Source organism: Pseudoalteromonas rubra (assembly GCF_004212645.1).
Taxonomy (GTDB): Bacteria; Pseudomonadota; Gammaproteobacteria; order Enterobacterales; family Alteromonadaceae; genus Pseudoalteromonas; species Pseudoalteromonas rubra_G.
The window spans coordinates 92,041-113,694 of record NZ_PPUZ01000046.1; the positions used below are offsets into that span (position 1 = coordinate 92,041).

The following is a 21,654-nucleotide window of genomic DNA, read 5'->3' on the forward strand; positions in this document are numbered from 1 at the left end:
CCGGGTTCTGGTTATCGCCAGAATATTGCGGGCAAGTGTCCCCAGGCTGCAAGCACGCAGCACAATTGGATGGCCAAAATAAGAAATAGACCATCGCGTTTACTGCCTTTTACCCCCCAACCCTGCTGGTAACAACGCCATAGAGAATGTAACAGGCTGACAGGCAAAAACATGGTTACCAGAGCCAGCGAGATGCTTGCCATAGTGATGTCACCAAAAGCCAGAAAAGACTGATTAAGAAACAGCGCCGTCGGTATAGCCAGCGCGAGTAAATTCATTAAACTCCATTGCAGGCGTCTGAACCCAGCAGTGCGTTTAGTGGTCAACCTGAACAGAGCAATCACCAGAATATATACAAAGCCACACAGTCCGAGCAACAGACTGAGCCAGTACAGTGCTATGTCTGTTACACCGATCTTTTTGAAGGTTTTTAGACCATTGCTGAATAATTTACCTCCTGCTGTGCTGCTATAGAACACATGAGATGGCTGAGTTCTTTCTGAATCCCGATATAGGCCGCCTTCTATATGGTGCAGTACTTGGGGCGCGCTCTGCAGCGAGTGCAGCGTTATTTGATTGTCTGATGCTGTTACCCAAACTGGGCCGAATACTTTATCAAGGAACTCGAACTCTGCCATATTATTAGGTGACAACACATACAAGCCCGTCAAGGCGGACAGGTCAATTTGCGAGGTGCTGGTTGGGATAATTTCGTTATGGTCCAGATTGAGCAGTTCGACAAACAGTGTCTTAAATGCCTCATAATCAGCGCCTTCACTGTCCGTATTGATGGCATAAAAGTAACCTTTTTTTTGCTCTGGAAACAGGCAAATATTGGCACGAAAGCCAAATGTGGTTCCAGGGTGACATTGCCCGACAACACCGTATCTGTCGCGGTTTGCAAATGCCAGGCCGCGGCCTATCTTAAGGCCTGCTTTGTCTGCCTCTGTACCCTCAAAATAAAAAAGCTTATCCATCAAGTCGGAATGCACAAATTGTTCCCCGTCAATTACCCCATCGCCCATGACAAACTGAATAAACCGAGCCATATCCGGCGCTGTTGTTGTGAACTGACCTGCCGGGCGAGTATAAACGGGCACGGCAGCCTGTGCGACTTGATTTTCATGGTATCCCATGGCGAGTCTGGGGTCGCTGTGCTGAGCACTAAATTCGAAGCTACTGTTGAGCATCCCCAGTGGGATAAGCAGATGTTGATCCAGGTAGGCTTCATATCTTTGGTTGGTGACTGCTTCGATGACCATACCAAGGAGCGTATAGCCCATATTGGAGTATGAATATTGCGTGCCTGGTTCAGTTCTGATCTTAAGCAAATCACTACTATCACTAGGGAAAGCGTGCAGAAGAGGCGTATTCGGCGTGGGTGTCTTGCTTAGAAATTGCCACATGCGAATATTGTCCAGTCCAGCAGTGTGCGTGAGCAGGTGTTTTACGCGCACGGGGGCGTTGTTTTGCCAAGGGTTGTTGAATTGCAATTGAGGTAATAAAGGCTGTACGTCTGTGTCGAGCGTAAGCTGCCCCTGTGAAATTAATCGTAAAACCCCCAATGCCAGCACCGTTTTGGTAACTGAGCCGACATGCATCTTCTGATCTGGTTGCATCTCATAAGAATGCTTGATGTTGGCGTATCCCGCACTTCCTGTGGTGACGCGCTCCTCAGTCACCATGGTCCAGGTGATCCCTGACAGCTTCTGTGCTTCAAGCATCGCTTTTATTGTTGTGTGTGCTGTTTGAGACGCTACTGCACAGGTTGAACAGGACACTATCCAAGTGGCCAATATAATAAGTTTTCCGAGCACTACTTTTTCCTTCTCAGGCCTTTAAACTTTGCTCTGGAGCCAGATTGCTGATGAACATGCACCATAAAGCTAAGAGCACATAAATGTCGAGTTAATTTAACAACTTACTGTGTGAAAAAGAAGTGAAGGCCGGGTTTCTTTATTTATCAGCGAACGTACAGTCATAAAAAACTCGATACCGCCTAAGCTTTCTCAGTACGCTCAATATTATAAATTAGCTAAAGCGTTGTTAATTATGACCTTTAATTGGATAATGACGACGCATCAATAAAATGTAGTAAACTTGATTGGCTGTATAAGCCTGTTAATCAATGGGTTACACAGCTGTGCAACCTACACGGTGTTTTTCTGGGGAGTGATTAATGGATGTACTAGGCACACTGATTTACGCCACTATGTTGGGAATATTGGCACTGGCGTTACTACAGGCGGTGAATAAACCCTGGCAAATGCAAACGACCTGTCTGATAGCGCTGCTGGTGTTATTTATCATTCATGTTTGTGGTGAGCTGGTGGTGTATTCTGGTGCGTATCAGTATGTTCCCTGGCTGGTCGGCGCGCAATTTCCTATCCGTGTGCTGCTGGGGCCGGCCCTCTATTTTTATGCCTGTGCGACCATGTCTCCCAGCCCTGAATTTTCGAAGCGAGACTATTTACTGGCACTGTCGGGCCCTCTGCTGGTGATAGCTGTGATGCTGCCGTTTGTCACCGGTCTGAACTCTGCTGAAAAACTGGCGCTTGCAAATCCTGCCACCCGTAATCCCGAACATTATAAACTGGCCCTTTTCTCCTGTTTTGCTGCAACACAGATCTTTGTATTTTACACCGCCGTTTACTTTTTCAGGGCATTGAAGCTCCATTCCCGCCACCGCCAACAACTCATGGAGCGTTTTTCCGAGATAGAATCGCGCTCTGTCAATTGGTTTGGGGTCATCTTATTACTCTGGGGGTTGGTGTGGTTGTGTTATGCCATCAGCTATATATCTGTATTTTTTGGCTGGCGCTGGTTTGGACAGGGTGTGCTATTACCCATTTTTGAGGCATGTGTATTACTGGCATTCGCTTATCTTGCACTTAATCAAGCAATTTTGGCTCCCTCAGATAAAGCTGAGCCGCGTGTGCAGCAGCCTCGCACCACAACGGTGAGTTTGGATCGAATGCAGCGCATTGCAGCCAAACTGAAAAGGGCAATGAAAGACGAGCAGCTGTTTATGGAAGAAGACTTGTCACTGAATAAACTTGCCAGTGTCATTGGCGTCAGTGAAAACCATGTTTCTGAAACTCTGTCACAATTGCTGCAAACCAATTTCTTTCAGTTTGTGAATGGCTACCGGATTGAAGAGGCTGAAAAGCTGCTGAAAAGTACAGACAGTCAGGTGTCGACCATCCAGTTTGACGTTGGGTTTAATTCAAAATCCACCTTCAACACGGCATTCAAAAAAGCCACAGGACTAACCCCGACTCAATATCGAAAACAAAAAAGTACTGTAACTCACTAAAACTTATATAAATAAAAAGTTCGAACGGGCCCATTCGAACGACAACCAGACTCTCCTTCCGGATAATGGCGTTATCACATTAAGCCACAGGCACTGGCAGCTTTTAGATTGCCTGACACCTTCACTAAGGGAGTTTTAACTATGTCTCATCAACTCGCGGCACGTATTGCCGGATTACTCTTTCTTGTCTCGACCAGCTCGTATATGTATGCGGACTCAATCTTATCACCACTGCTGAGATTGCCCGATTTTCTTATGCAGGCTGCGCAACATGACTCGACTCTGGCCCTGGCGGCATTACTAGAGTTTATCAACTGTGCGGCGGTGGTCGGTATTTCCATCTTGGTTTACCCCATAATCAAACAGTACAGTGAGCGGGTGGCGATAGGCTACATTGCCGGACGTGTCATTGAAGCGGCTATGCTTATCTCCGGTGCAGTTATCCTGATGACCTTTGTTACAATGGGCGATAAGATGGCTGTCAGCTCTGTCGTAAATAGTGAGCAGATATATATCATGGGCAGTGCGTTAAAGGCGGAGCGTTATTTCAGTTTTTTGATGGGGATGATAGCACTGGCAATAGCTGGATTTTTGCTCAATGTTACTTTGTTTAAATATCGCCTGATCCCGCGGTTGTTGTCAGCACTCGGATTGCTGGGCTATGTCATGTTGCTACTGAAAGTGCTGTTTGATTTCTTTGATGTCAGCATGGGTGGTTCATGGATGTATATGCCTGGCGCCCTGTTCGAGTTGTTATTGCCACTTTGGCTTATTTTTAAAGGGTTTGATTTGCGCCATCAACCCACAACAGCCGTCTAAGAAGTCTTGTTTAAAAATGTCGTTGCACAAGCTTGGCATCAGCTTGGTATTAGAACAAATACGCAACGGCATAACTTGCCACAGTTGCCGTGACAAGTAACACTAAACACACTTTGGTGCTGCGGTATTTCCACTTTTCGGCACAGCCGATCTGCCAGAGGATGAGCCCTGTAATCGCAACCGTCGGCTCGTAAAAAAACCGTACCGGGGCATCAAGCGGGAAGAAAAACAGGCCATGGATCAGGCGGCCCAGCCCCGGCGGTAACAGCATCACGGCAGCCAGGAGTATCCAATGGGCGTGTGCATGCGGCGACTGGGTGCGAACAATAGCGTTATACATGAATACAATAAAGGCTGGAAAAAGCACCAAGTCCAGGCTCAGTACAAGCCGGAAAATAGCGGCGGTATTGAAGCGTGCCTGATATACCGTGCTATAAAGCCACAGGGTAGAGCCAATAAAGGCCAGCAAAATGCATAGCAGCCAATATCCCAAAACCCGATGGCAGGTGAAGCGATGTTGGTGAATAAGAGAGGTCTGGACGAGCATGCCAGCAACCCACAACAGGGACACAGCTGCATGCCAGTGGTGCGCCTGAGTTAAGGATGAAAACTGCATCACATAGCTGGGAATAAAACCCAGTAAAATGAGCAAGCTAACTGTCCAAAGCCACTTCACATAAAAAGATAATGGCAAAGCTGGACTCAGTGCTGTGTGTAAAACCGGCTCCTCATCCGTGGAAATTGAGCTAAACGACATACGTTTATCCCTTCGAGTCTGAAACGCACGAAGACACTTTTATTGTGACTGCCTCTCCAAGTGCATTGACTTTACATTGCCCGCCAATTGGCACGGTGAAGATGGGGGTCGTGTGGCCAAAGTCGAGGTTACAGACCACTGGACAGTGGTTAAGTTGCTCAAAACTGCACAGCAATTCAATCAGGTCGTCGAGCTGGATTTTACTGTCTGTTTGAAAGCGACCTAGCATGAGGCCGTGAATGTGTTCAGCTCCCTTGTGTGATAACAAAGATTGCAGATTGCGTTCAAACTCCGTCAGGGTCAGCTCGCCAAGCAGGTTGTCCTCTTCTAAAAACAGCACTGCTCCGGTTAAATCGGGCATATATTGGGTGCCCTGTAACAGGTTAAAGGAACACAGGTTACCACCCAAAATGGTGCCCGTACACGTTCCCTGATTGACGATAACCGGTCCCGCGTTGTCGAAAAAGGTGCGCCTGGTTTGATCGATAAACCAAAGATCATCTGACCAGGCAGCCGATATATCCAATGCATACTCAGCCCCTTCGAACAGCGCGCGTTCAAAATGCCTGAGGGTGTATTCAAAGCCCTGCTGCATACCGAACGAAGAAAAATGGGGTCCCAGATAAGTCACCTGACCGGTTTTGGCATAAATGGCATTGAGCAGCACAGTGATATCCGAGTAGCCACACAGGGGTTTAGGGTGAGTGCGGATCATCGCCCAGTCCAGGTGGTCGAGTATTCTGTTGGCATTGTGGCCGCCAATGGTGCTCAGAATGAGTGCCACGCTGGGATCGGCATAGGCATCGTTGAGATCTTTTGCTTTGTCTTGAATTAACTGGGCGGTTGTCACTGCCCGGTGCTTGTAGTGCTCTGCAAAGTCACAATGAATATTAAGCCCGGCAAGTGTCTCAATGGCAATCGCGGTGGTCTCTTCGGATAAAATATCGGCCGACCTACTGGGTGAAACAATGCGTGCTGTTTTTCTTTGCGTGTTCATATCAATCCTTTAGTTTGCGCCGCTCGGTGTGAGAAAAAAACTGTTGAATGACAGGGCATACCAGCTCAGGTAACTCCTGGTGTGCAGCATGAGAGGCGAAAGGTATATTTGCGAAGCTGGCATCCGTTATCTGGGCTTTAAGCGCGACGGCTTCCTCGAGCGAAAACAAAAAGTCGTTATCGCCTCGCATTATCAGGGTAGGGCACTTTATTTGGGTGACTAAGTTGCACGGATAGCCGGTTTCGCTGGTATCGAGCCAGAGCGTTTTCACAGCTTCAACCAGGGCCGGGAAGTCGGGTGCTGGATTGGACGCGTTATAATAAGCAACGTCTTCGGGAAACATCTCGCTCCAAAGCTCAACCGAGAGATTTTGCAGAATTTCGATTGCAGGGTCATTTTCTTCCAGGCGCCAGGATGACCCTAAGGTGACCAGTCGCATTACCTGGCTCGGATTTTGCGCAGCCAGACGATAAGCCACAATGCCACCATCGCTGAAGCCAAACAGAGCGTATTGAGTGACTTCCAGCTTATTGAGCAGAGCCTGTATATCACTTTGATACTGAGCATAACTCAAGGTCGCATTGCCAAAGTGCGACTTTCCTTGGCCTCTTAAGTCGATGGAGATCAGGCGGAAGTGCTCACTCAGATACTCAGCGATGACATCCAGGTCGCGCGTCGAACCCAGGCCGCCATGGATCATAACCAGGGGAAAGCCATTCTGGATACCGCTTTGCTCATAATGGAGTAGGGCGCCGTTGATGTCGGCAAACGCTGACTGCTTATTCATTGTTACTACTGTCCTTTTGCGTAGATATTGTATTAAGTAGGCTTTGGAAAGCCGTACTATCGGGTTCTGTCTTCTATTTCTTCGAAGGTTTCAACCGAAATGCGCTTGGCAAGTTCGCGCATGCGTTGCATTGATTGCGGATTGCTATTGCCCCAAAAGTGCAGCCAGTCCTCGCGTGAGCGCCATTTAGCGATGGTCAGCACTTTTTCTGGCTGCTCGGCGCTTTGCAGCATAAAGCTGCCCAATGCTCCGTCAACCGACGCATGGATAGCATCGGTTGTGTTTTGCCATACCGCTCTAAAGGCGGTCATGTTGTCAGTGGGCACCTGCCACTGGTAAATAACCCTGAACATAGCGGATCCTCCATGCAGTGATAATCTGGCCTTGCAATGGGTTAGTGGATATGGGTTGCCGTGAGTGCAAGGTTGGGTACAGGTTATCATTGAATCTGGCATGATGTCTGCCTGATCTGCATTCTGGCTAAACTCTCATGACATGGGTTGTCATTAAAAGTGCGTTGCGAAAGAGTGTAATGGCGCACCTATTCTTCATGCAGGGCGATGCAGTTTCCTTCTGAGTCTTCAAACTCAGCAACCCAGCCAAACCCGCCAATTGATGTTTTTGGATACAGGACTTTTCCACCCAATGACAAAACTTTGAGTAATGTGGCGTCTATGTCTTCAGTATGAAAATACAGCCTTGCACCAGCTTTAGATGGCACATAGCTGTCTCCTTTCACCAGCGCACCGGTGATCCCCGCCGCATTATCATGTGAAGGGAAGAGCGCCATATCGTGACCATCTATCACTGCGTGCTCAAATTCGAAGCCAAATAGAGAATGATAAAAGGCGGCGGCACGCTCTAAGTCAGCCACCGGGATTTCAAAATATCTAACTGGGTTGTTAAGGTGCATTTTAGGTTGTCGCCTCGTTTAGGTGTTTTGTTGAGTATGGCACGAGCGTGTCATCTTGCCTTCAGAAGTCAGGAAGTTTGTGCTCGCCTACGGCATTGGGTTATTAACTCGTTCAGAGCATGGTGTATCAACCATATTACGTTTGTGAGTCAGGCCGGATTAACAAGCCCAAAAACCGGGTGTCGTACTCTGTGATCATTAAGCTCATTAGAGCGACCATTGACTCTGTTCACAAGTGTTTTTTTGGGTACGGTTGATTGCAGAGCAAGGCCCGTATTTGCAGCCCGTTGATCCCGTTGTCTTTGCAATAGCGTTGCTTGCGGTGGGTGTCCCTTACTATTTTCCATTCAGCTCAGCTGTAAGTTAATGCGGGTTATCTGGTAACTAGTTTCCACGTACATGGTCACATAGTGATGAGGAGCTGTAATTTGCTCCTGCTTCTGTCAAAGCCAAACCTGATCAGTCGTGTCAATTGCGCTTGGACCTGGTTGTATGAACAAAATTAATTTCCTCCTTACCCGTTAAAGGTAATAAAGGGGCTGAAAAAATTAAATTTTAAAATTCAATAGGCTAATGGATAATTCATGAAAGTGAAAAAAACTAATGTAAATTTAGATTTACAAAAAATGTAAACATAGTTAAATAAATGTTCTAATTTGTTGTTTATTTTTTTTTCATATGCGCTACATTTTGATTGGAAATTAACCAAACAACAAAAAAGGAACAAGTATGCGTAAACTAAACACACTGGCTTTTGCCATTCTGGCAGGCCTGTCTGGACAGTCTATGGCTCAGGCCGAGTTGTTGACTGCAGAGCAAGGCAAAGCCATTCCAGGCAAGTATATTGTCGTGTTTAAAACGCCAACTGTGCTTAATACACAAAGCGCTATGGCTATCTCTGACTATGCAAGCACACAGGCACAGGCACTCAGCAACGCTTATAATATCAATGTTGCGAAGCGCTTTAACGGTGCGCTAAACGGTGTTGTTGTCGATGCATCGGAAGGCGATGTTAAAGCAATGCTGAAAGATCCAAACATTGCTTACATCGAGCAAGATCAGATTGTCACAGTTACCCCGCAGGCCTCTGGCGATCAGAGCAATGCGATTTGGGGTCTGGACCGGGTTGATCAGCGCGCATTGCCTCTAAATTCAAACTACCACTATGACTTTGACGGTTCAGGCGTTACTGCTTACGTTATCGACACTGGTGTACGTATTTCGCACAGTGAATTTGGCAATCGCGCAAGCCATGGTTATGACTTTGTTGACAACGATGCTGACTCGTCTGACTGTAACGGTCACGGTACACACGTTGCCGGTACTATCGGTGGCTCAGAGTACGGTGTTGCAAAAAATGTTAATGTTGTCGGCGTGCGCGTATTGGGCTGTAATGGTTCAGGGTCTTACTCTGGTGTGATTTCAGGGATTGACTGGGTTAAGAATAATGCGTCAGGTCCGTCTGTTGCTAACATGAGTTTGGGTGGCGGCGTATCTCAGGCAGTTGATGATGCTGTTAATGCGGCTGTTGCTTCTGGTGTTACTTTCGTTGTGGCTGCCGGTAATGACAACAGCGACGCGTGTAACTACTCGCCAGCTCGCGCAGCGGACGCAATCACTGTCGGTTCAACAACAAGCAGTGATGGTCGCTCCAGCTTCTCTAACTATGGTTCTTGTCTGGATATCTATGCGCCAGGTTCAAGCATCAAGTCAGCCTGGTATAACTCAGACAGCGCGACGAATACCATCAGTGGTACGTCAATGGCAGCGCCTCATGTTGCTGGTGCGGTTGCCTTGTATCTTGACCAGGATCCTACGCTGACGCCAGCGCAGATTGATTCACTGCTGAGCAGCAGAAGTACCAAAGGTGCGGTGTCTGATGCCAAAGCAAGCTCACCGAATGAACTACTTTATACGCTTGAAGGTGATGCGCCACCTCCACCACCTCCGCCGGGCCCAACTGAGCTTACTTCGGGTGTTGGTGTAACAGCGTCTGGTGCGACTGGCTCTGAGACTTTCTACAAGCTGGCAGTGCCTGCCGGAGCTGCGTCTGTTTCCTTCACGCTGGCGGGTGGCTCAGGTGATGCCGACCTGTATGTACAACAAGGTTCACAGCCTACTCAAAGCAGCTATGCATGTCGCCCTTACAAAAACGGTAACAATGAGTCTTGTGAATTCTCAAACCCGGCTGCCGGTGACTGGTATGTTATGCTGCATGGCTACAGCCAGTATTCAGGCGCTACGCTGACAGGCACATTCGGTGATTCATCAGGCTGTGGCCCCAATTGTCTTGAAAATGGCGTGCCGGTAACAGGTTTGTCAGGTGGTTTGAACACAGATACGCGTTATACCATCGAAGTTCCGGCCAATGTGACGCTAAATGTCAGCATTTCCGGTGGTTCAGGTGATGCAGACCTATATGTACGTAAGGGTACTCAGCCAACAACCAACACTTACGATTGTCGTCCTTTCCGCTCAGGTAATAACGAAAGTTGCAGTTTGAGTTCAGGTACAGATGGCGGTACTTACCACATCATGATTCGTGGCTATAGCAGCTACTCAGGCCTTACTCTGCAAGGCAGCTTCTAAATACTCATTGAGTAAACGACAAAGGCCGGTATAAACCGGCCTTTTTGTTAGTTACTAATACACTTTGCAGATCAGGCCTTTAAGGTAAAATCCTTCCGGGTAACAGCCCGCGATAGGGTGATCAGCCGCCTGATTCAGGCGTTCCATAATTAACAGATCCTTGCCGGCATCCAGCGCCGCATCGGCGACCACTTTTTGGAACAGGTTTTGCTCCATCAGGCCAGAGCACGAGAAGGTCAATAGTGTGCCGCCCGGTTTAAGCAACTGCATGGCCAGCATATTGATGTCTTTATAGCCACGGCAGGCGCCGTTGAGCTGGGCTTTACTCTCGGCAAATTTAGGAGGATCCATCACAATTGTGTCAAACTGGCGGCCTTCCTCACGGTATTGTCTGAGCAGTTTAAACACATCCTGCTTAACAAACTGGGCACGAGACAGGTCTAGTTCATTGTGTTCTACATTACGCTTGGCAGTATCCAGCGCCGGCTGTGAGACATCGACATTGATGACTTCGTCACACTCGCCACGAAGCGCATACAGACCAAATGTACCTGTGTAGCAGAAACAGTTTAGTACCGATTTGCCTTTAGAGAAGCGCTCCAGTGCTGCACGACTGTCTCTTTGGTCCAGGTAGAAGCCGGTTTTGTGACCGGACTTGATATCGACTTCAATTTTCAAGCCGTTTTCCATGATCACAACGGGCGCCTCTGGCTCGTCTCCCCACAACACGCCTGTGGTTTTCTCCAGCCCTTCTTTTTTACGCACATCAACGTCAGAGCGCTCGTAAATATTGCACTCGGGGAACAGGCTTCTGAGCGCTTGTACGATTTCACCTTTGTGACGCTCTGCACCTGCGCTAAGCAACTGACAGACCAGATAGTTGTCAAACTTATCTATGGTAATGCCCGGCAGACCATCCGATTCAGCAGCACAGAGCCTGAAACCGGTTAACTGACCTTCTTCGATAACTTGCTCGCGCGCGGCAAGTGCTCGTGACAGTTTTCTTTCGAAAAACGACTGATCGATTTGCTCAGATTGATCAAAGCTCCAGATCCGGGCCCGGATCTGAGAGTCAGGGCTGTATGCGGCTGTGGCCAGGTATTGACCGTCGTGACTATAAATGGTCACGGTATCGCCAAGAGCAGGTTTGCCTTTGACTTTTTTTATTGCTTTAGAAAAGATCCAGGGGTGTTTTCTTTTTAAAGATTTTTCACGGCCAGGTTGTAAATACAGCGCGCAAGACATATAAATTCCTTACAGTAGATAATGGTGATATTTTAGTGAAGCCACTAACAACATACAATCAGAACCATAAGGTTAAGGGATAAATGACAATAAATATGACGGAATTTGAAACGGCATGCCGAGATTTTATGCTCACCACTGAGTTTGCCGACACCGCCCATGATTTATCGCACATCCTGCGTGTGGTTAAAACAGCCAAACAATTGTGTGCCGCGGAAGGCGCCGATCTTGAGGTTGTGCTGCCTGCTGCCTGGTTGCACGATTGTGTAGCGGTGGCGAAGAACCATCCGGACAGACCCATAGCCTCTAAACTGGCTGCGGACAGGGCTGTTGCCTTTTTATCGACACTGGATTATCCCAAAGATAAGCTGCCTGCCGTGCACCATGCCATTGTAGCACATAGCTTTAGTGCCAATGTGACGCCTGATACACTGGAGGCCAAGGTAGTCCAGGATGCAGATCGTATGGATGCCTTAGGCGCCATTGGTGTGAGCCGGTGTATGAAAGTAGGCGGCGCCATTGCCAGACACATGTATCATATTGATGACCCATTTTGTCAAAACCGAGAAGCGGATGACAAAAAATATACTTTAGATCATTTCTACATCAAGTTGCTGAAAATCGCTGAGCAAATGCATACTCAGTCTGCAAAGCAAGAAGCTCAGCGGCGCACTGAGTTTATGCATGGGTTTTTGCACGAACTGGGAAGAGAGATTGGGATCTGCGACTAGCGCGTCATACGTTTTACAAAGACAACGACGAACAACGCCAGCGAAAAGCTACCGGTAAATGCCTCAACCGTTGCCACCAGTCGGGTGATGCCGGTTGGCGTTATGTCGCCATAACCAAGCGTTGTAAAGGTGACCACACTGAAATAAATGCAATTGAGTAAAGTGCTTAGATTGTCCGACCAGGAGGCCTGGCTGGAAAACTGAATGAGCCCGTCATTGTAATTGATCCCGAACAGGAAGTAGCAGATAGCGCAGGCGATGATCATGCCTAAACTGAAGCGGATGACATTTTCGGGTTTCTCGCCGTAACCACATAACATGTCAACAAAAGAGGATACCAGGCGGCGCTTGGAAAACTTGGGATACTGCGCGTGGCGCATGCGCAGTTCGCTGTAGGTATATTTCCCGGCCATCTCAAACAGACCCTGCTGTTCGGCCCCCTTTCTTAGCAAGCGGTAGATTTCTTCGGATTGTAAAAACAGATCGTTCGCTTCATCCAAGTCTTGTTGTTTAAGGGCTTCATGGGCTTGTTTTTCCTGCAACAATTTATCACCGAGGTAGAGGTTGTCGATGCGGGTTTTATCGAGTTTCATACCCAACAGGTTGGTATTTTCAAGCTTGCAACAGTGCAGGTTGGCGTCACGTAAATCCGCCTTCATCAGCGATGCATGCTTGATGGTATTGTTGAACAGGTGAGCACCTTGCAAGTTGGCACGATAAAAGTTGCTGTATGACAGGTCGTAGCCTTCGTGGTGGTCAAACTTAACCAGATTAAGGCCCTCAAGATTAGCCCGTTTTAATTCCAACCCCTGTAGAAGGCCACCTCGCTTGGCATAGCGCTCCAGTTTTTGTGTTAACTCCAGACCGCTTTTGTCAAATTTGCTATCATGCCAAAAGCAGTAGCCAGAACCCATGTCTATTTCCTGGCATTGATGGCCATCGGGAGATTCATATTGGCAAAGTGGTTTGTTGTTCATATTGCGCCAGTTTAATCCTTCTTATTAGTAAGGGTAGCAGTAATTTTTCAGGGTAAATAAAAAATTGTATCTATGTCATTCGATTATCAGTTAAGCATTAGTAAACGCCGACAGAGCGTTGCGATTAAAGTTACAGCGGATGGCGTTAAAGTCTTCGCGCCTTATGGCATCGATAAGCACTGGCTGGATGCCTGGTTAAAAAGTAAGTCACAGTGGGTTGAAAGCAAAAAACAGTCGGTGTCTGCCCAACAACAGCGGATCCAGGCGCCTTTCGACAGTCAGCAAATTCTGATATTTGGTGAGCAGTATAGGTTTGAGTGCTCGAAAAGTCGTTCTTATGTTGACCATGAGACACAATGTGTCGAGCTGAAAACCCGTGCGCAACCCGGCTCAGAGGGCGCGCGTAAGGCGCTGTTGAAATTATTGAATCAGACGTTGCTCAACTATGTTACACCGGTACTGGCAGCGTATTCGCGGCAGATGGGCAGCCAATATCAGGAACTTAAGATCAGAGAATATAAACGCCGCTGGGGGAGTTTGTCATCGAATGGCACGCTGGCGCTAAATAGCCTGCTGGTTGGGGCACCTAAGTGGGTGATTGATTATGTGGTTGTGCACGAGCTGGCACATTATCATGTGATGGCACACAATCAGGCCTTTTGGCAAATTGTTGCTCAGCATTATCCGGATTATCGCGAAGCACAAGATTATTTAAGGCAGCAAGGTGTCAGGCTTCAGATAAAGAAGTAGTAGGTTTGGGAGTAATTAGTGAAATAAAAAAGAAAAGTGGTGGAGGGGGCTGGATTCGAACCAGCGAAGGCAGTGCCGTCAGATTTACAGTCTGATCCCTTTGGCCGCTCGGGAACCCCTCCTCAGAGAAAAACAAATTGTAAAGTGGTGGAGGGGGCTGGATTCGAACCAGCGAAGGCAGTGCCGTCAGATTTACAGTCTGATCCCTTTGGCCGCTCGGGAACCCCTCCTAAGAGAAATACAAATTGTGAAGTGGTGGAGGGGGCTGGATTCGAACCAGCGAAGGCAGTGCCGTCAGATTTACAGTCTGATCCCTTTGGCCGCTCGGGAACCCCTCCTCAACAACGGCGCTGATAATATCAAAGTTTTTAGTGAAGTAAAGAAATGTCCTAAAGAAAATTGAAAAAATGCCGATAAATTTTCATATTTCCTAAATTGTGGCGATTTTACATGCAGATAGATGGCATTTTGTGCAAAGAAGCTCAGCTGGGCAGTGCACTTAATCACAGCGTTCATGAAGCAAGACGCGGTGATTTTGCGTTGCTTTTGTCTTTGCTGTCTCAGGATGCGCTGGATTTTAGCCAGTTTGACCTGCCTCATACGTCACAAGAGGAGCCCGATAAATCTGAAGCTGCGCTAAAAAAGGCGTTGCAGCTTGGTCCACAGAAGCCACTTGCCCCCGAACAGTTCAATATGTTGATAGGCCAGGATAACGGCTTTTTGGTTAGCGATGGTGACTTGGCCAGCCTGCGTCTTAAAGAATGTTTGCAGCCAGAGCCTTATGCGGTACGCAACGATAAGAAGCATATCCCCCTGCATATCGTGGATAATCTTGAACCTGCAGTGAGACAAAAACTAGAAAAAACCAGAAACCCTCAAATGCTGGTAGGTAATAAAGACATAGATGCAGCAGGATTTTATGATCAGCTGGCTGGTGGTGAAATGCAATCTATGTTGCAGGTCGCTGTATAACTCAGGTTCGAGATAACCAGGATTTAAGAGGACACCGTAATTAATTTAAGGCGCTTTTCCATCGCAAGCTTATGCCTGTTCGATGAGTGAAACGCTTTGAAGGCCGGCCGTAAAAACGGCACCAGCCTGAAAATAAGACCCAGGCTGAGGCGCTTGAGCCAGGTTAATCGCCTGTATTAGTCCAGGCAAAAGGTAATGTACGAGGTGTTAAGCTCCGGACAAACGAAGTGGCCAAAGCTTGCATTAATCCGCCTTGCTTACCTGGTTAGCCGTGGCATTTTTTGAATTTCTTCCCACTTTGGCAGGGACAGGGATCATTCCTGCTGATTTTTTTCTCAGGGCAGGGGTAAAGCTCGCCGTCCAGATAACGCCACAAACCAGCTTCTTTGATAAATCGGGAGCGCTCATGCATTGTAACGCACACACCACCATCCAGATAAGCCGCTTTAAACTCTACAAAGTGATAATCGGGCGACTCACTGCACTCAATGACCTCTAACCCGATAAAGGTGACCTGCTCGGCAAATGCTTTGATACTGGCTTCACTGTTTTGTGCACGTTTACTCTGTGCATAAGTATCGTGTATATACCTTGTGTCTTTGAGGCAATAAGCACTATACCGTGAGCGCATTAGCTGCTCAGCACTTTCAGGTTGTTTATGACCTTCCATAAAAGGCAGGCAGCACGCATGTGCTTCAATTTCAGAACCGCAATAACACATAATTTCTCATTTGAACTTAATGCGCAACGACAGATGCTTCATGGCCGGAGGTGCGAGTAAAGCAAAATAACTCAGTATCGCTGTCTACCAGCTTAAACCGGGCAAGCTGTTGCTCAGATACAATGTCCGTCCAGGTGATCACCGCTGCAAAGTTGCCTTTGCATAAAGCGCTGTTAATAACATACTCCAAGTTTATCAAATGTCTCTGGCGCAGCACCAGCAACTTACTACTGTCAATTGAGCTGGTATCCAGTAGTGCCTTGCTGGGAATATTGTCTGGTGCAATGAGTAGTGTCCATCTGTGTAGTGAGTTGCACCGGTACAGGATCTTAAGCAGTTCTAAACTGCTGACTATGTCATCTTCTGCATGTACCAGCTGATAGCGTTTATCGGCTGAGCAAGTTTTGTGAGAAGAAATATTTTGCACTTGAGTATGTAACATGAGCAGACCACTGATTTTCTATACAGTGGTTATACAGTATTTCATACAGTGCTATTTGGCAAGTAAATTGTCGCGTATTTTTTGTGCTTTTTTATTAGTGCTTTGATTGCACTTAGTTTAATTATTTATCAGCGTCCTAATTAAAATGCATCATTTGGTGAATTTGCTCATACAGGGTTGCGGCATAACACTGGGCGTCAATAAAGCGTTTTGCCGTCAGGTGCGTACGCACTTGTTCCAATGTGCCTGTTGCAGCCTGGTTACCCTGGCTTTGCGCAAGCGATAGCCAGGCAATGCCATGAAATACACTCTTTGGTACACCCTGGCCTTTAATAAACAGCATGCCAAGGTAAAACTGTGCTTTGTTGTCTCCCGACATAGCAGCCAGGCGCAGCCACTTAGCGGCAAGCGGATATTGTTTACTCTTCAGATAATAAAGCCCTTTTTTATAGGCGGCTTTGCTATCCGTATCTGTTGGCCAGCGGTTTTCGGAGTCAGGCGTTGCGGTAACAAATTCCAGCACATTGAGAAGCTGTTGTTCCAAGTCATTGCCGTTTGCAACTGCTAATTGGTTCTTTTTCATACTGATTTCACTTAATACGACCTAGATCAGAGTGTAGTTGATTTTTAACTATTTTGTCCGATTACACCAGAGATTTGTGATAAAATCCGACTTTCGTTTCTATATAAAATACAAAGACATGCTGGAAAAATTATTTTCGCTCCGTGCACAGCAGAGCACAGTCAAAACCGAGTTTATTGCCGGTCTGACGACATTTGTCACTATGGTTTACATTGTGTTTGTAAACCCGGCCATGTTGGCTGAAGCGGGTATCGATCATGGTGCTGCGTTTGTCGCGACTTGTTTAGCGGCTGCCATAGGCTGTTTTATCATGGGCCTTTGGGCCAACTATCCACTGGCATTGGCGCCTGGTATGGGACTAAATGCCTTTTTTACCTACGGTGTCGTGCTGGGAATGGGTCATACCTGGCAAAGCGCGCTGGGTGCGGTCTTCTTATCTGGTTGCTTGTTTTTATTGCTGAGTATTTTTAAAGTCAGGGAATGGGTGATCCAGGCAATTCCCTTGGTGCTTAAACAAGCGATTGCCACAGGGATCGGCGCCTTTCTTGCACTGATCGCGCTAAAAAATGCACAGATCATCGTCGCCAGCCCTGCAACGTTTGTCCAGCTGGGGGATATCACCAGTCCGGGGCCATTGCTCGCTATTCTGAGCTTTTTTGTGATTGCGGCATTAATGTATCGTGACATGAAAAGCGGGGTGCTGGTTAGTATTTTGCTGGTTACTGTACTCGCCTGGGCTTTGGGGTTAGTTGAATACGCAGGCATTGTGTCGGCACCGCCAAGCATTGCCCCCACTCTTGCCCAACTGGATATTGCCAGCGCACTAGAAATTTCGATGCTGAGTGTGGTGTTTGCCTTTTTGTTTGTTGATTTATTCGATACCAGCGGTACTTTGGTCGCGGTTACGCAAAAAGCTGGAATTGCAGACCAGCAAGGGCGCATGCCACGCCTTGGCAGAGCACTGTCTGCGGATAGCTCAGCGACCATTGCGGGCTCTTTTCTTGGCACGTCTACCACGACCTCTTATATAGAGTCTGTATCTGGCGTTTCTGTGGGAGGGCGTACAGGTTTAACCGCTGTGGTCGTTGGTGTGTGCTTTTTGTTGATGATGTTCTTTGCGCCGCTAGCGCAGATGGTGCCTGCGTACGCCACAGCTGGGGCCATTTTATATGTGGCAGTACTGATGTTGCAAAATCTCAAGCTGGTCAACTGGGATGATATGAGTGATGCTATCCCGGTGAGTGTTGTGCTATTAATGACACCATTAACCTTTTCGATTGCCCACGGTATTGCGCTTGGTTTTATTTCTTACACGGCGGTCAAACTGGCCTGTAACAAACGCGAGGAAATCTCAATCAGCGTGTGGGTGTTGACTGTATTGTTTATTGTAAAGTTTGCGATCAGCTGAGGCTGATCACCACTTTTTCTTGGGAGCGAAAAGGACGTCGAGATCGTCCTTTTCTTTCTCGGCTTTCTTTTTCACCGAAGAGGCGTTTGACGCTTTAAGCTCAGTGCTTATCTCGCTTAGATATCCTTCGAGCAGGTTTTTCTTTTCATTGACATAGTCATCTGAATAAGTGACGCCACATATAATCGCATAGGCTTTCTCGAAGTACTGACGTGCAGAGCCCACCATATTGGCGCTTTTGGCGGACAAGCCCCGTTTAATTTGGCTCTCTACGTTAATCATGAGCTGTAACCGCTCCATTTTACGGTCTTCCTGCACAAACACTTGTGTATCCACTTTGCCTTTACTGTGCTCGGAACGCAGCAGATGGCGTAATTTTTTAATCCCCTGAACCAGGGCGATAAGCTGCTTGTCGTTATCGGGTAAGGTGACTTTGTCGGACTCGTTAACATTTTGAGGTTCGCTGTTTAGGCGCTCCTGGGACTCGTGCATGCGGCTTTTTAGCTCGCGAGAGGTTGGCGAGAGCTCGACCATGGAGACCAGCGCATCATGGACCCGGCGTTGGATGATGCGGATCATTGCGCCCGACATCGGAATATTACTGCTGTTGAGGATCACATCTTCGGCTTCTTCGATGATCCGCTTTTGTTTAGCTAGCTCTTTACGGCGTTCCGCTTCTTGTTTTTCTCTGTGCTGTTGAATAGCACTAACCCACACAGCAATAACAATGAGTGCTACAATCAACAAAATTATAACGGTAATAAACATACCCGGATCTCTTCGTAAATCATACAGCTGATAGTTTTTTTATATTACATCAAATAATTGCGGATTGAACAGTGTTAATAACAAGAGACTTGAAAATCCGGCAAATTCCATCATTTTTTAGTATAGCTTAATGACCGCAAGCTGGCTCTAATAGGCTGGGGAAAGTATTGTCCTATCGGATAGACTATAATTGTGCTAGGCTGAGTCATTATTTGCCTGTATCTAACTGATAGCTGGCCTAGTCGTACACCAGATAACAATTAAAACAAACGCTTAGTTATGAAATTACAACAACTGAAATACATAGTTGAAGTTCTGAATCACAACCTCAATGTGTCTGCAACCGCGGAAAGCTTGTATACCTCCCAACCGGGAATTTCCAAGCAAGTGCGTATGCTGGAAGACGAGCTTGGTGTACAGATCTTTGGCCGCAGTGGCAAACATCTTACGCATGTTACCAGTGCCGGCAATGAAATAATCAATATTGCCCGGGAGATATTGTCAAAGGTTGAGGGTATCAAAGCCGTTGCCAATGAACATACACTGCCTGATCAGGGTAAACTCAACATTGCAACCACACATACGCAGGCGCGTTATGCTTTGCCGAATGTGATCCAGGGGTTTATGCAAAAGTATCCCGCAGTGTCTTTACACATGCACCAGGGCACACCGCAGCAGATCTCAGACGCCGCAGCCAGGGGCGATGCAGACTTCGCCATCGCAACTGAAGCGCTGCATTTGTATGGTGACCTGATCATGCTGCCTTGTTATCACTGGAATCGCAGCATTGTGGTTACAAAAGATCACCCGCTGGCCAAAAAAGGCAGCAATATCACAGTGCAGGATGTAGCAAAATATCCTTTGATCACCTACGTATTCGGCTTCACTGGGCGCTCAGAGCTGGATAAAGCTTTCAATGCGCACGGCTTATCGCCGCATATTGTTTTTACAGCAACCGATGCGGATGTGATTAAAACCTATGTTCGGTTAGGACTGGGTGTGGGTGTGCTGGCAACCATGGCCGTAGATGAAGTGACAGACAAGGATCTGGTGTGCATTGATGCCAGCCATTTGTTTGAGGCCAGTACCACTAAGATAGGGTTCAGAAAGGGTAGCTTCCTGCGTGGCTACATGTATGACTTTATTGAGCGTTTTGCACCTCACCTGACCAAAGACCTGGTCGAGCGGGCCAGCCTGATGCGCAACCAGGAAGACGTTGATGCATTGTTTGAAAATACAGAGCTACCCGTCAAGTGATTGATTAAACAACAAAAAAGCCGCAATTGCGGCTTTTTTGTTGTTTGCCCTTGCAGGCTAGTTAACACTCGATAATATTAACCGCCAGTCCACCACGTGCCGTTTCTTTATATTTGGTTTTCATGTCATTGCCCGTGTCGAGCATGGTTTTGATCACCTTATCTAAAGAGACTTTCTGTTCACCACTGCCGCGCATAGCGAGGCGCGAAGCGTTGATGGCTTTTACCGCACCCATAGCGTTGCGTTCAATGCAGGGCACCTGCACCAGTCCGCCAACGGGATCACACGTCAGCCCCAGATTGTGCTCCATGCCAATTTCAGCGGCATTTTCTACATGGACCACGTTACCACCCATGATCTCGGTAAGCGCCCCAGCAGCCATAGAGCAAGCCACTCCCACCTCGCCCTGACAGCCTACTTCGGCACCAGAAATAGAAGCGTTCTTCTTATAAAGAATGCCAATCGCTGCGGCAGTCAGCAGATAACGCGTGGCAATTTCAGCGTCCACTTCTTTGATGAATGTATGGTAATACATAAGCACCGCAGGCAGGATCCCGGCTGCACCATTGGTTGGCGCTGTGACGACACGCCCTCCTGCTGCATTTTCTTCATTCACGGCCAGTGCAAACAGGTCAACCCAATCCATGGCTCGCAGCGGATCATTGCTGTTCTCAACATTGAGCTTTAAGTACAAACTGGGTGCACGACGTTTTACTTTTAAGCCCCCGGGTAAAATGCCTTCGGTGCGCATACCACGTTCTGTGCAGGCTTTCATTACTTCCCAGATATGGAATAGCTCGGACTTGATTTCCTGCTCACTGCGCAGTGTTTTTTCATTGTGCATCATCAGCGAAGATACGCTCAGGCCTGTCTCTTTACACATTTCCAGCAATTGCTGCGCATTTTCAAAAGGGTAAGGGGCCGGGTTTTGTTCACGTATATCCAGCGCAGCTTGTTTTTCTGCATCAAACTGCTCATCTGTGACGATAAAGCCACCACCTATCGAGTAATAGACCTGGCTGTGCACTAACTCACTGCCTGCGTATGCCTGAAGCTCCATTGCATTGGAGTGTTTCGGTAGGGTTTTACGGCGATGAAAAACAATGGCGCCTTGCTTGGGAAAAGCGACCTTGTGGGTCTTGTCCAGATAAATTACTTGCTCACGCTCAATGGTGTCCAGGATCTGGGGCACTTGATCCGCATCTACTGATTCGGGATCGTATCCTGCCAGGCCCAGAATAACTGCTTTACCAGAGCCATGGCCGATGCCAGTCTGGCCCAGTGAGCCAAATAGCTCTACTTTCACTGATGTGATTTGATCAATTATGTTGTTGTCCTGCAGGTCTTTTACAAACAGGCGCGAAGCACGCATAGGTCCGACAGTATGGGAAGATGAAGGCCCAATACCAATACTGAACATATCAAATGCACTAATCATAAACTCTACTCAACATTGCCTCTGAACGGGCGCACATCATAACGTTAATTATTGCATAAGTAACCCATTTCACAGCAAAATTGTATACAGTTTTGGCTAAACTAAAGGCCATGATTAGTAGTTTGCGGTAAAAAATGCTTTTATGTGCGCAAACTCATTTATTTAGCGTGTTATTTGGCGATAT

At 47.4% G+C, this 21,654-nt stretch carries 21 protein-coding genes and 3 tRNA genes; 8 read left to right on the forward strand and 16 right to left on the reverse strand.

The window, feature by feature from the left end; all coding sequences use genetic code 11:
* Positions 1 to 11: 11 nt before the first annotated feature.
* A complete protein-coding gene (locus C3B51_RS16890) occupies positions 12 to 1,724 on the reverse strand; it encodes a serine hydrolase (RefSeq protein WP_240701917.1) in 1,713 nt (570 codons plus the stop codon).
* Between the two features lie 455 nt (positions 1,725 to 2,179).
* On the opposite strand from C3B51_RS16890, the gene C3B51_RS16895 reads away from it, so the two are divergent.
* Positions 2,180 to 3,316: a helix-turn-helix domain-containing protein gene (locus C3B51_RS16895; protein WP_130245825.1), complete on the forward strand. Its 1,137-nt coding sequence runs from the start codon at positions 2,180 to 2,182 to the stop codon at positions 3,314 to 3,316.
* Positions 3,317 to 3,457: 141 nt separating this feature from the next.
* Positions 3,458 to 4,135 (forward strand): DUF4386 domain-containing protein, encoded by a 678-nt coding sequence (locus tag C3B51_RS16900; RefSeq protein ID WP_130245826.1) that lies wholly within the window; start codon positions 3,458 to 3,460, stop codon positions 4,133 to 4,135.
* A 49-nt stretch (positions 4,136 to 4,184) separates the two neighbouring features.
* Here the strand turns inward: C3B51_RS16900 and C3B51_RS16905 are convergent, their stop codons facing one another.
* The 5 genes from C3B51_RS16905 to C3B51_RS16925 all read right to left on the reverse strand — a co-directional run bounded on the left by C3B51_RS16905 (position 4,185) and on the right by C3B51_RS16925 (position 7,589).
* Positions 4,185 to 4,892 carry a hypothetical protein gene (locus tag C3B51_RS16905; RefSeq protein ID WP_130245827.1) on the reverse strand — a complete coding sequence of 236 codons (708 nt, stop codon included), beginning with the start codon at positions 4,890 to 4,892 and terminating at the stop codon, positions 4,185 to 4,187.
* Positions 4,893 to 4,896: 4 nt separating this feature from the next.
* The gene (locus tag C3B51_RS16910) at positions 4,897 to 5,889 is read right to left on the reverse strand and encodes a S66 family peptidase (protein WP_130245828.1); all 993 of its coding nucleotides are present in this window, start codon (positions 5,887 to 5,889) and stop codon (positions 4,897 to 4,899) included.
* Between the two features lies 1 nt (position 5,890).
* Complete coding sequence (locus C3B51_RS16915) at positions 5,891 to 6,676, reverse strand: alpha/beta fold hydrolase (RefSeq protein ID WP_130245829.1); 786 nt, start codon at positions 6,674 to 6,676, stop codon at positions 5,891 to 5,893.
* Between the two features lie 56 nt (positions 6,677 to 6,732).
* Positions 6,733 to 7,029: an antibiotic biosynthesis monooxygenase family protein gene (locus tag C3B51_RS16920; protein ID WP_130245830.1), complete on the reverse strand. Its 297-nt coding sequence runs from the start codon at positions 7,027 to 7,029 to the stop codon at positions 6,733 to 6,735.
* 188 nt (positions 7,030 to 7,217) lie between these two features.
* Positions 7,218 to 7,589: a VOC family protein gene (locus tag C3B51_RS16925; protein WP_125716470.1), complete on the reverse strand. Its 372-nt coding sequence runs from the start codon at positions 7,587 to 7,589 to the stop codon at positions 7,218 to 7,220.
* Positions 7,590 to 8,318: 729 nt separating this feature from the next.
* Here C3B51_RS16925 and C3B51_RS16930 point away from each other — a divergent pair.
* Complete coding sequence (locus C3B51_RS16930; RefSeq protein ID WP_125716471.1) at positions 8,319 to 10,178, forward strand: S8 family peptidase; 1,860 nt, start codon at positions 8,319 to 8,321, stop codon at positions 10,176 to 10,178.
* 54 nt (positions 10,179 to 10,232) lie between these two features.
* On the opposite strand, the gene C3B51_RS16935 is transcribed toward C3B51_RS16930, so the two are convergent.
* Positions 10,233 to 11,423 (reverse strand): class I SAM-dependent methyltransferase, encoded by a 1,191-nt coding sequence (locus C3B51_RS16935; RefSeq protein ID WP_125716472.1) that lies wholly within the window; start codon positions 11,421 to 11,423, stop codon positions 10,233 to 10,235.
* 83 nt (positions 11,424 to 11,506) lie between these two features.
* Here C3B51_RS16935 and C3B51_RS16940 point away from each other — a divergent pair, with 83 nt between their 5' ends.
* Positions 11,507 to 12,154 carry an HD domain-containing protein gene (locus C3B51_RS16940; protein WP_125716473.1) on the forward strand — a complete coding sequence of 216 codons (648 nt, stop codon included), beginning with the start codon at positions 11,507 to 11,509 and terminating at the stop codon, positions 12,152 to 12,154.
* On the opposite strand, the gene C3B51_RS16945 is transcribed toward C3B51_RS16940, so the two are convergent.
* Positions 12,151 to 13,131, reverse strand: a complete 981-nt coding sequence (locus C3B51_RS16945; protein ID WP_125716474.1) for an ion channel — start codon at positions 13,129 to 13,131, stop codon at positions 12,151 to 12,153. The two genes, C3B51_RS16940 and C3B51_RS16945, sit on opposite strands and share 4 nt — an antisense overlap.
* Positions 13,132 to 13,203: 72 nt before the next feature.
* Here C3B51_RS16945 and C3B51_RS16950 point away from each other — a divergent pair, with 72 nt between their 5' ends.
* On the forward strand, positions 13,204 to 13,881 hold the full coding sequence (locus tag C3B51_RS16950; protein ID WP_130245831.1) for a M48 family metallopeptidase: 678 nt from the start codon (positions 13,204 to 13,206) through the stop codon (positions 13,879 to 13,881).
* A gap of 37 nt (positions 13,882 to 13,918) precedes the next feature.
* On the opposite strand, the gene C3B51_RS16955 is transcribed toward C3B51_RS16950, so the two are convergent.
* From C3B51_RS16955 to C3B51_RS16965, 3 genes are all read right to left on the reverse strand, one after another.
* Positions 13,919 to 14,003 (reverse strand) — tRNA-Tyr (locus C3B51_RS16955).
* 23 nt (positions 14,004 to 14,026) lie between these two features.
* Positions 14,027 to 14,111: transfer RNA gene (locus C3B51_RS16960), tRNA-Tyr, on the reverse strand.
* Positions 14,112 to 14,134: 23 nt separating this feature from the next.
* Positions 14,135 to 14,219 (reverse strand) — tRNA-Tyr (locus C3B51_RS16965).
* 112 nt (positions 14,220 to 14,331) lie between these two features.
* Here C3B51_RS16965 and C3B51_RS16970 point away from each other — a divergent pair.
* Positions 14,332 to 14,853: a VC2046/SO_2500 family protein gene (locus C3B51_RS16970; RefSeq protein ID WP_130245832.1), complete on the forward strand. Its 522-nt coding sequence runs from the start codon at positions 14,332 to 14,334 to the stop codon at positions 14,851 to 14,853.
* A 265-nt stretch (positions 14,854 to 15,118) separates the two neighbouring features.
* Here C3B51_RS16970 and C3B51_RS16975 read toward each other — a convergent pair whose 3' ends face one another.
* The 3 genes from C3B51_RS16975 to C3B51_RS16985 all read right to left on the reverse strand — a co-directional run bounded on the left by C3B51_RS16975 (position 15,119) and on the right by C3B51_RS16985 (position 16,599).
* Positions 15,119 to 15,574 carry a YchJ family protein gene (locus tag C3B51_RS16975; protein ID WP_240701918.1) on the reverse strand — a complete coding sequence of 152 codons (456 nt, stop codon included), beginning with the start codon at positions 15,572 to 15,574 and terminating at the stop codon, positions 15,119 to 15,121.
* 16 nt (positions 15,575 to 15,590) lie between these two features.
* Positions 15,591 to 16,016 (reverse strand): SulA-like leucine-rich domain-containing protein, encoded by a 426-nt coding sequence (locus C3B51_RS16980; RefSeq protein ID WP_130245833.1) that lies wholly within the window; start codon positions 16,014 to 16,016, stop codon positions 15,591 to 15,593.
* A gap of 136 nt (positions 16,017 to 16,152) precedes the next feature.
* Positions 16,153 to 16,599 carry a tetratricopeptide repeat protein gene (locus C3B51_RS16985; protein ID WP_130245834.1) on the reverse strand — a complete coding sequence of 149 codons (447 nt, stop codon included), beginning with the start codon at positions 16,597 to 16,599 and terminating at the stop codon, positions 16,153 to 16,155.
* Between the two features lie 118 nt (positions 16,600 to 16,717).
* On the opposite strand from C3B51_RS16985, the gene C3B51_RS16990 reads away from it, so the two are divergent.
* The gene (locus C3B51_RS16990; protein ID WP_046005981.1) at positions 16,718 to 18,007 is read left to right on the forward strand and encodes an NCS2 family permease; all 1,290 of its coding nucleotides are present in this window, start codon (positions 16,718 to 16,720) and stop codon (positions 18,005 to 18,007) included.
* A 6-nt stretch (positions 18,008 to 18,013) separates the two neighbouring features.
* Here C3B51_RS16990 and C3B51_RS16995 read toward each other — a convergent pair whose 3' ends face one another.
* Positions 18,014 to 18,775, reverse strand: a complete 762-nt coding sequence (locus C3B51_RS16995; protein ID WP_130245835.1) for a hypothetical protein — start codon at positions 18,773 to 18,775, stop codon at positions 18,014 to 18,016.
* A 279-nt stretch (positions 18,776 to 19,054) separates the two neighbouring features.
* Here C3B51_RS16995 and cysB point away from each other — a divergent pair, with 279 nt between their 5' ends.
* Positions 19,055 to 20,032 (forward strand): HTH-type transcriptional regulator CysB, encoded by a 978-nt coding sequence (gene cysB, locus C3B51_RS17000; RefSeq protein WP_130245836.1) that lies wholly within the window; start codon positions 19,055 to 19,057, stop codon positions 20,030 to 20,032.
* A gap of 61 nt (positions 20,033 to 20,093) precedes the next feature.
* Here cysB and C3B51_RS17005 read toward each other — a convergent pair whose 3' ends face one another.
* A complete protein-coding gene (locus C3B51_RS17005) occupies positions 20,094 to 21,470 on the reverse strand; it encodes an L-serine ammonia-lyase (protein WP_125718728.1) in 1,377 nt (458 codons plus the stop codon).
* Positions 21,471 to 21,654: the final 184 nt, after the last annotated feature.